A 10,201-nucleotide genomic window follows, 5' to 3' on the forward strand; every position below is an offset into this window, starting at 1 on the left:
GTTTCAGGGGGCTACATCAGTCACGAATTTGCAAGTGAGCCGTCATAAGTGGATGGGATAATTGCAAGTGATATTTTGCCTTTTACTGTAAAAAATTTGTGGTAACGCACAGTGGGATGTAAACTTCCGCCGCTGATAGGTTGAATAAAAAGGAATTACGGATTGTGAATCGAATCAAACTTCTTGCTCTAGGGATACTGATTGCCACTTCTGCAACTGCTGTGCAGGCGGAAAACAAGCTCACGCTGGGTGCTGGCGTGGGGATTGTTGAACATCCATACAAACAGTATGACCATGACATTTACCCTGTACCGGTTATTAACTACGAAGGGGATAACTTCTGGTTCCGTGGTTTAGGCGGCGGTTATTACCTGTGGAATGACGGTACTGACCAGCTCTCTTTGACCGCGTACTGGTCTCCGATGTTCTTCAAACCGGGCGATAGCGACAACAGCCAGCTGCGTAAACTGGATCGTCGCCAGTCAACGATGATGGCCGGGGTTTCCTGGTTCCACCATACTCAATACGGTTCTCTGCGCACCACGCTTGCTGGCGATACGCTGGATAAAAGCAACGGTATGGTTTGGGATACGGCCTGGGTTTATCGCTACACCAACGGCGGCTTGACCTTATCGCCGGGCATTGGGGTGCAGTGGAACAGCGAAAACCAGAACCAGTACTATTACGGTGTTTCCGGTCATGAGTCGGCGCGTAGCGGTCTTCGCAGCTACGATCCGAACAGCAGCTGGAACCCGTACCTGGAAATGAGCGCCAACTACCGCTTTGCCGGTAACTGGAGCGTTTACGGTACTGCGCGTTATACCCACCTGTCCGATGAGATTACCGACAGCCCAATGGTTGACAAGAGCTGGACGGGACTGCTGGCGACCGGTGTAACCTACACCTTCTAAAAATCGTCTGATTTCAGTGTCAAAGCGCTAGCTTGATGGGGCGCTTGTCGTTGCACTGCAGACGGGCATCATAACGGTGCGCTGCACCGTTATGATGCTATCTCTTAAAACGCGTACTTCATCCCCACCATTGCCGATACATCACTGTAGCCATCGTTACCAACCTGCAGCGCCGTACCGCCCCACAGATTCAGTGCCGGGGAGAGTTGCCCCTGAACGCCGAGTTTCAACTGAGCCACGTTCTGCGCACCATCCTGACTGATAAGGGTGTTGTTCATCCGAATTTCAGCCACGTGGGTGTTGTGCAACCAGTCGGCCTCAACATAAGGTTTAAACTCACGGTTTTTACCCTCATCCTCTGCACGATGGCCGCGCAGGTACAGGCGTACCCCAAGGCGAGATTGCAGATTACCGTGGCCGTTATCCTGAACCTGAGTCCCGTTAACTTCTGTATGGCTCGGACTTTTAACGCCCATCCAGGTGAGCTGCGCCTGCGGTTCGAGATAGACGGCCTGCCGCTCTCTTTCACGCATTAGCAGGTTGTATCCCGTTTCAATAGAAGCCGTGAAGCCACGGCTGCGGTAATGTTCGCTAGCCAAATCTTCGCCATTTACCTGATTCTTGAACCAGTTGTAGTTGACCCAGCTATCGACATACGTACCTTCACGGCTTTGCGCATTTTGATACCAGGTGCCATAAGCCCCCACGCTGTAGCCGTCCATGCTATTACGTGAGCCATAGCCGGTGAGCGACGAAGTGCTGTTACCCTTGACGTTACCGTAGCCCGCCATTAGCCCGGTACCCCAGCGATCGTCGCCGTTGCTGCTGCCGTGGAAGAACTCATTACCCATCTGCGCAACGTAGCGGTTGGCCTGAGTGCGAATCTGACCGCTGGCCGCCCGGAAGCGGTTTTGTCCACCTTCCTGACGTAACCAGAATGTCCCGGCATGGGTAGGGCGGTTGGTCTTCTGATCCCGGTACTCGGTGGCGCCTTCGCGATCGTCGAGCGCCAGGGTAAACAGCGAATTCGCCGCCGCCAGGTTGCTTAAATAGCTGCCTGCTTCCGGACGATACTGCGGGATTGGGGTGACAGGGTTGGTATTCACCGATGTCAGATACCAGTTCTGGCCTTTTTGCACCAGACTGTAATCCCAGGCTCCAGCGACGGCTCGCCCCGATTGCTTAAAGGCGTCGGCGGAGGAGGTACCATCCACGCTAATAACCTCAATACCACGATTGGTTTGTGCGCCCAGACCGCCTACATTGTTGAAACTGACCCATGTGGTGCCTGATGTACTGCCCTGGATACTGACATGGTCGGTTTGTGAATTGTCATCTCCCAGCACGGTGCTGAGGTTCATTTGGCTGTCGCTGCCACCCTTATAATCGCCATTCACCTTCAGCTGATTACCTGCATGCAGCTGTCTGCGCGAGAGATTAACCGTACCGCTATTGTCCAATGCGCCGTTGATAGTAAAGGTGGCAAGCATTGTGTCATCCTGAGTCGCAGAACCCACGGTCAGCGTGCTGCCTTCATCAAGGGTGGTGCTGCCAACGCTACCGGTACCGGAAAGAGCGGTCCCTGAACGCGCCGTGACGCCACCCGCCAATGACCCGGTAACGTCGATACTGCCCTGCGCAAGGGTGGTTTCACCGCTAAAGGTACTGTCACCGGTTAAGGTTAATGCACCGCTTCCCAGTTTAGTGAAATCGCCGCTGCCGGTGATCCCCTGCGCAATGGTGGTGTTATAGCCCTGCGTATCCAGCGTACCGCCGGCAGTATCGATAACAATCGGACGTGAACTGTCGAAATTGAAATCGCCGACCATCTGTAGCGTACCGCCGTCAAAGGTTAGCGTACTGCTGGCATTGCCAAGGCTGGCATCTTCGGCGACCTGCAATATGCCCGCGTAAATTGTCCATGGCGTGACGGCGTCGGTGGTGTTCTGCAAAAGCCAGGTGCTATTGCCGGTTTTGCTGAAATGATCAAAGCCTTGATATTGGGCGGCATCACCAATACTTGCAGCATCAAATGTCGAATTTTTCTCACCGCCCAGGATCAGCGTATCGTCGCCATTACCGGCGACAACATCGCCCAAAACCTGGTAACCCGCTTGTAGCTCCAGGGAGTTAGTGCCAGAGACAAACATAACCGCCTGCGAGCGAGTCGTGCCGTCCTGATTCAGCCCGCCCTGTAATGTCCCGCTATTGACGATGGTCATATCGCTGCCGTAAACGCCGACGCCACCGGCCCCCGCGTCACCCGTTGCGGTACCCGCGCTGCCACCGCTACCGCCGGAAATGGTGCCGGTGTTGTTGAGCGTACCGCCGCCGGTCGTAATATGCACACCATCACCGCCGGCCCCGCCATCGGATTTACCGCCGCCACCGCCGCGATTCCCGGTGCCGCCAAGGATGTCACCGTCGTTGACAACCGTGCCGCCAGAACCAATCAGAACACCGTTCCCGCCTTTACCGCCCACGCCGCCATCGCCCTGGCTGCCACCGCCACCTGTGCCGCCCATGCCACCGCGAATCGAAGCACCGGATGAGTTAACAACGGTACCTGAGCCGTTGATGGCCAGCCCGCTACCTCCTTGTGCGCCGGTGCCACCGTTGGCATCGGTACCGTTGGCATTGGCCCCCGCACCCCCGTCGCCGCCGACAAACTCGCCGTGGTTTTCTACGCTGCCTGCACCGGTGATATTGACTGCCGTACCCCCAACGCCACCGACGCCACCGCCCCCCGCAGAGTCATCGCCACCTTTACCGCCCTGGACCTTACCGGTTGACTCGTTGGTGACGCTGCCTTGCTGGTTGATATCGATCCCTGTGCCGCCGGTGCCTGAATCACCGCCGCGCGAACTGGTGAGACTCCCGCTACCGCCGCCACGGTTTCCCGAACCGCCGATGACGGAGCTCGCATTGGAAACGTTCCCACCGTTTTGCAGCACAATACCGGTACCGCCATTACCGCCATCGCCGCCGTTACCGCCGCTCAAATTGGCGCCGCTGCTGGTGGAGTTGCCGCCACCGCCGGTACCGGCATTACCGCCGACGATGCTGCCGCTTACCTCATTGGTGACGGTACCGCTGCCGACGACCGTTATCCCGCTGCCGCCGTTGCCACCGGCTGCCCCATCGCCGATGACGCCGGTACCTTGTCCAGAGTTGACCGCGCCGCCGTTACCGCCATCACCGCCATCACCGCCAATAATTTTATTGCTGTTGGTAATGGTGCTGGTGTCGCTTAACCAGACTCCGTTCCCCCCGTCGGCCGCTTTACCGCCGGTCCCACCGACGCCGGTCACAGTGGTGTTTTGGCTGCTATTTGCATCGGCGGCCAGGCCGCCTGTGGCTCCATGACCACCGGTAATCGTACCGGTATTGGTGACATTACCGCCCTGAGTGGCCGTTACGCCGTCGCCGCCTTTACCGCCTGCGCCACCGCTGCCTGCATGAATGGTGGTTCCGTTATCGGTTTGCGCGTTGGCGCTGGCGCTACCGGTGTTACCTCCGTTGCCACCTGCACCGCCATCAATGGTGCCGCTGTTCTCATAGCTGCCGCTGGAAGTCAGCAGTACGCCGCTGCCACCGTTACCGCCGTCGCCGCCATCGCCACCGTTCCCGGCGTCGGTGACATCGGTCGTGTTTGAACCCCCGTTGCCGCCGTGACCGCCGTTGCCGCCAACAATGGCCCCGGTGTTATTCGTTTGACCGGTACCGTCTAACACCACGCCAGCAGAACCGCCGCCGCCGCCGCCGCCGGCAGCACCGGAGCCGTTGTTAGCATTACTATCGGGTTCCTGATGACTTCCACCGACCCCGGGGTGATCTTCTGGCGTACTGGCACTGCCTGCATTACCGCTTTCGCCATCGCTACTGGCCTGTCCACGACCACCGCTCCCTCCCGCGCCCCCGTTTCCGCCAGCACCGGTGGTGAGATCCATATCGCCACCGTGACCACCTTGTGCGCTGGCATCAGAGGTTGCGGCGCTGCCGTCCGCGCCGTCTGCAGCGTGCGCGGTAAAAGGAAGTGGGGCGCAAAGCGCCAGACCGATCGTGAGCGCAAGCGTATTACGCCGGAAAGGGGGGGTGTGGAAAGCAGACATACGGGTCCTCTACAATTTACGGGTACTAACAAATAAGAACCGTGGAAGGGCGGCATTTGAGCTGTGCAGGGCCGCAAACCCACGCAGTGTATGAGGGGTGTAGAGGTGATGTTGTATGGTGAAAGGTTTTGATTATTTGTTTTTTATTGGTGCTTATATCTAGTCTTTTGATATTACTCCTGTGATTTGCTCTATGGATTTGTTTCTGGATAAAAGTTGATCTAAGTGATGTTACCGGTAACTTATTATGAATAATTGAATGTTTTTGACGGGGGCTAAAGAGAAAGGCTGGGCAATGAAGTATTGCCCAGCGGGGAAAGCAGGGAAGGGATTAGCGTTTTGCCACGCGGATGGTCTGGCTCAAGCGGGCTGGTTTTTCAGCCGTGGCTTTCTGCGGTGCGCTCGCGCAGGCGGTTTCTACGCAGACGAAGGTTTTGTAACCGTCATCTGGCATATCCGCCATGCTGATCGAAAGCGCCGGGCCTGGGTTCCAGCCCACGACGTTGACGTGGTGATGGTGAACGACGTCAATTGCACGATTTAAGGCGCTGTCGTGGATAACGCTACAGGCTTCTGGATTCAGATAAACGCGGTCAGTACGATCCGGGAAGGTCTGTACGCCATCGCTCAGTTGGCCGATTTCAGCGTTCTGCACTTTATCAATATAACGATCGCCAAGACCGCTCACTTTCACCGCGTGGATATCGCCGACGTTGAAATAGGTGTGCAGGGCGGTAGTGGTTTCGAATTCGCCGTGCGCTTCCAACTCCATCTCACAGGTTTTACCCAGTTTGAAGCGGGCCAGCAGGCTGAACTCGTGCGGCCAATATTGACGGGTCGCCTCGCTGCTTTTCAGCTCAAAGGTCAGCACTACGCCGTTGTCGTCTTCGTTGTGCGCTTTCAGCTCCCACGGCAGGTTACGGGCAAAGCCGTGAGCCGGGAAGCCTTGTTGTGCTGCCGGGCCAAACCATGGCCAGCAGATAGGTACGCCGCCACGCAGCGCCACGCCGTTTTTGAATGGGGTGTTATTGCTGAGCCACAGAACCTCTTCTTCACCCGCCGGTTTCCAGGAGAGCAAATGTGCACCCTGGAAGGCGATGGAGGCTTTTACTTTTGGGTGGTCGACAACGATGAGCGGCAGCTCATCAAGCTGGCGACGGGAGAGGACAGGGGTAAGCTGTTCAAGAACCGGAAGAGCGAAAATTTTGTTAATCATGCTGCAATCCTTGGTGTTTAAAATACTTAGCCATAAAAAAAGGCGACCGAGGTCGCCTTTTTGGATCAGATTCTCATCTCAACTTATTTGGAGATGTGAGCGATCAGGTCCAGAACTTTGTGAGAGTAGCCAGTTTCGTTGTCGTACCAGGAAACCAGTTTCACGAAGTGGTCGTTCAGAGCGATACCAGCTTTAGCATCGAATACGGAAGTGCAAACTTCACCGTTGAAATCGGTAGATACAACGTCGTCTTCGGTGTAACCCAGAACGCCTTTCATTGCGCCTTCGGAAGCAGCTTTCAGTGCTTTCTTAATTTCTTCGTAAGAAGCAGCTTTTTCCAGACGAACGGTCAGGTCAACAACGGATACGTTCGGGGTAGGAACGCGGAACGCCATACCAGTCAGTTTGCCATTCAGTTCTGGCAGTACTTTACCTACTGCTTTAGCAGCACCGGTAGAGGATGGGATGATGTTCTGGGATGCGCCGCGGCCGCCGCGCCAGTCTTTGTGAGACGGGCCATCAACGGTTTTCTGAGTAGCGGTGGTTGCGTGGACAGTGGTCATCAGTGCTTCAACGATACCGAAGTTGTCGTTGATAACTTTAGCCAGTGGTGCCAGGCAGTTGGTGGTGCAGGATGCGTTAGAAACGATGTCCTGGCCTTCGTATTTGTCAAAGTTAGCGCCTTTAACAAACATAGGGGTGTTGTCTTTGGAAGGACCAGTCAGAACAACTTTTTTAGCGCCAGCTGCGATGTGCTTACGAGCAGTTTCGTCAGTCAGGAACAGACCAGTTGCTTCAGCAACTACGTCAACACCGACTTCGTTCCACTTCAGGTTAGCTGGATCACGCTCAGCGGTAACACGGATTTTTTTACCGTTAACGACCAGATGACCGTCTTTCACTTCAACGGTACCGTTGAAACGGCCGTGAGTGGAGTCATATTTCAGCATGTATGCCATGTAGTCAGCGTCTAACAGATCGTTGATTGCAACGATTTCGATGTCAGAACGTTCCTGAGCAGCACGGAAAACAATACGGCCGATACGGCCAAAACCGTTGATACCTACTTTGATAGTCATATATTCCACCAGCTATTTATTAGTGAATAAAAGGTTGCGTGTAAAATTACAAAAACCTTAGGCAGCGTCAAGCGGAATCGTGTCAATCATTGCGACAAATCAATCCTCTGCCTAAGCTTTGCACGACTGACCTGCCTCACTCTTCCTATGAGCTAGAAACCACATGAGGGCGGAGCCGGGATTTTTAAAGGGCACAGGAGATGAAAGTGTGATGCGTGTCACAATTAATCCTCGGCCTTTTCACGCCGGTTAAGTTTAGAACAAAAGTTCACACTTCATTGTTAATGTTTTGTTAGAATCCTCTGGTAATTGTATTTTTCATTGTGAGATGTGAGCAAAATGGTCAATAAACCCACCCCAGAAGAACTAAAAACTAATCTCAGCGAAATGCAGTTCTATGTCACTCAGAAACACGGTACGGAACCGCCATTTACCGGGCGTTTGCTGCACAATAAGCGTGATGGGATTTACCACTGCCTGGTGTGCGATGCGCCGCTATTTCATTCCCAAAGTAAGTTTGATTCTGGATGCGGCTGGCCGAGTTTTTACGAGCCGGTGAGCGACACGGCTATCCGTTATCTCAATGATTACTCCCACGGCATGCAACGTACTGAAATCCGTTGCGGAAATTGTGATGCTCATCTGGGGCACGTCTTCCCCGATGGACCACAGCCGACGGGCGAACGATTTTGCGTCAATTCCGCCTCGCTGAACTTCACGGATGACGAGAGCGGTGCCTCAACAAAAGGTTGAAAAAACGATTCAGCAAATTATTCCTGAGGAGAAGGAGCGGGAGATGAGTATTGAGCAAATGATCGACAATATGACGCCGGAAATTTATCAGCGTTTAGTCACCGCCGTGGAGCTTGGAAAATGGCCGGACGGAGTGGCGCTGACCGCCGAACAGAAAGAAAACAGCCTCCAGCTGGTGATGCTTTGGCAGTCTCGTCACAACGATGACGCGCAGCACATGACCATCGACACCCAGGGACAGATGGTGATGAAGAGTAAACAGCAACTGAAAGAAGACTTCGGTATTTCACCGAAGCCTATCGCGACGTTTAAGCAACACTAAGCGGCAGCCCACGACGTAATCAGCCGCTCTCGGGCGTACCATATCGCTTCCCTGACCGCGACGGGCCTGTTCAGCAGGCCTAACGCGTAGAAGCGGTCGGCAATGGATTGCTGCGCCCGTACCGCCTGCATATCCATCTCTCGGGTCTGATGGCTGCGGCGCGCCAGCGCACAGGTAAGCGAACCGACATCCAATCCTAGTTCACTGGCCAGCAGCTGCGCCGCTTCATGACGATGACGGTCAATAAACTTCCCGGTTTTTACCAGCGCGGCCACAATCCCGGCAATAATTTCCTCGTTATGGCGCGCATACTCGCGGCGCGTGATGTAAAACTGATGGTTGTTGACGCGCCCTTCGCCGGTAGCGAGGACCCGCAGCGTACTGCTTTGCTCCGCAGCGCTGAGCACCGGATCCCACATCATCCAGGCGTCGGCGGCGAGATAGTCACTGGCGGTTAACGGATACTTCGGTGGCGTATAGACCACTTTCACATCGCCAAGCCCAAGCCCGGCTTCTTCCAGAATTTGCACCAACAGCCAGTGAACATTTGACCCTTTGTTGAGCGCGATGCGTTTACCGCGAAGCTGTTGCGGCGTACGGATATCGCTGGCGTTGGGAACCACCATGGCGACGCTGCGTGGAGCCGGCGGCTCCCAGGCAACGTACAGCAGCGCGTTGTCTTTCGCCTGGGCAAAAATCGGCGGCGCTTCCCCGGTCGTACCAAAATCAATCTCATCGTTGCTCAGCGCTTGCAGTAGCTGCGGACCCGCTGGGTATTCGCTCCACAGCACGTTCACACCCAGTTCGCCAAAAGATTGCTCCAGTAGCTGGCGGGCTTTAAGCACGCCCAGGTTGCCAAAGCGCTGATAGCCAATGCGCAGCTCTCGCTCGCGTGGCGCAGATACAACCGGTTCGCCCACCTTACGCCGTTGCTTAATCACCCCCAGGTGCGCTAACTGCGTGCGCAGCGTATGACGACTGATGCCCAATAGTGAAGCCGCCTGGCTTTGGTTGTTATCGCTCTGGCTCATGGCCGTCTGGATCATTGCCCGCAGCAGCCGGTCATACAGCGCACCGCTGTGGGCGAGTAGCTGACTACGTATAAAACGAGTGAGTTCATCGCTGTCATCAATGGGCGATTGCTGGGCGGCTACGGCCGACGTTAACCGCAGATTCTCAGGCGTGAGTACGCTATCTGGATTCAGCAGCACCGCATTGTGCAGCGTATTTTCGAGCTCGCGAATGTTGCCCGGCCACGGATAAGTGCGCAACAAATCGAGCGTTTCCGATGCCAGTTGTGGTACCGGGCGGCCTAAACGTGAGGCATATAGCTGAACAAAATGCTGAGCCAGCACCGGAATATCTTGCTGGCGCTGACGCAGCGGCGGCAGGGTCACTGCGGCAATATTGAGGCGGTAATAAAGATCCTCGCGAAAGCGCCGCTCCTGAATGGCGCGCGCCAGATCGACGTGAGTCGCCGCAATCACTCGCACATTAATGCGGATAGGCTTATGAGAGCCGACGCGGGTGATTTCGCGCTCCTGCAACACGCGCAGCAGCTTCACCTGCAGTGCCAGACTCAGTTCGCCTATTTCATCCAGCAGCAGCGTGCCGCCTTCTGCCGCTTCAAACCAGCCCTGATGAGTATGTGTCGCCCCGCTGAAAGCGCCTTTCTCGTGGCCGAACAGCTCCGACTCCGCCAAAGACTCGGTCAATGCACCGCAGTTTACCGCCAGAAACGGCGCATTGGCGCGCGGGCTATGGCGATGCAGATAGCGCGCCACCACCTCTTTACCGGTGCCGGTTTC

Annotated in this window: 7 protein-coding genes; 3 read left to right on the forward strand and 4 right to left on the reverse strand. The window is 55.5% G+C overall.

Features of this window, described 5'->3' with window-relative positions; translation table 11 throughout:
* Positions 1–164 precede the first annotated feature (164 nt).
* Positions 165–911, forward strand: coding sequence for a MipA/OmpV family protein (locus tag LZ634_RS21555; protein WP_234508785.1), 747 nt, complete (start codon positions 165–167; stop codon positions 909–911).
* A 104-nt stretch (positions 912–1,015) separates the two neighbouring features.
* On the opposite strand, the gene LZ634_RS22655 is transcribed toward LZ634_RS21555, so the two are convergent.
* From LZ634_RS22655 to gapA, 3 genes are all read right to left on the reverse strand, one after another.
* Entirely contained in the window at positions 1,016–5,023 is a 4,008-nt protein-coding gene (locus LZ634_RS22655) for an autotransporter outer membrane beta-barrel domain-containing protein (protein ID WP_265179036.1), read from the reverse strand.
* A 331-nt stretch (positions 5,024–5,354) separates the two neighbouring features.
* On the reverse strand, positions 5,355–6,239 hold the full coding sequence (locus LZ634_RS21565; RefSeq protein WP_234508786.1) for a D-hexose-6-phosphate mutarotase: 885 nt from the start codon (positions 6,237–6,239) through the stop codon (positions 5,355–5,357).
* Between the two features lie 83 nt (positions 6,240–6,322).
* The gene (gapA, locus tag LZ634_RS21570) at positions 6,323–7,318 is read right to left on the reverse strand and encodes a glyceraldehyde-3-phosphate dehydrogenase (RefSeq protein WP_052281720.1); all 996 of its coding nucleotides are present in this window, start codon (positions 7,316–7,318) and stop codon (positions 6,323–6,325) included.
* A 339-nt stretch (positions 7,319–7,657) separates the two neighbouring features.
* On the opposite strand from gapA, the gene msrB reads away from it, so the two are divergent.
* Both msrB and LZ634_RS21580 read left to right on the forward strand, forming a co-directional pair.
* Positions 7,658–8,071, forward strand: coding sequence for a peptide-methionine (R)-S-oxide reductase MsrB (msrB, locus tag LZ634_RS21575; RefSeq protein ID WP_234508787.1), 414 nt, complete (start codon positions 7,658–7,660; stop codon positions 8,069–8,071).
* 43 nt (positions 8,072–8,114) lie between these two features.
* Entirely contained in the window at positions 8,115–8,393 is a 279-nt protein-coding gene (locus LZ634_RS21580) for a YeaC family protein (protein ID WP_234508788.1), read from the forward strand.
* Here the strand turns inward: LZ634_RS21580 and LZ634_RS21585 are convergent.
* Positions 8,390–10,201, reverse strand: a 1,812-nt coding sequence (locus LZ634_RS21585; protein ID WP_234508789.1) for a sigma-54-dependent Fis family transcriptional regulator, incomplete at its 5' end; no start/stop codon positions are given. The two genes, LZ634_RS21580 and LZ634_RS21585, sit on opposite strands and share 4 nt — an antisense overlap.

Source organism: Kluyvera intermedia (assembly GCF_021440345.1).
GTDB classification, from domain to species: domain Bacteria; phylum Pseudomonadota; class Gammaproteobacteria; order Enterobacterales; family Enterobacteriaceae; genus Kluyvera; species Kluyvera intermedia_A.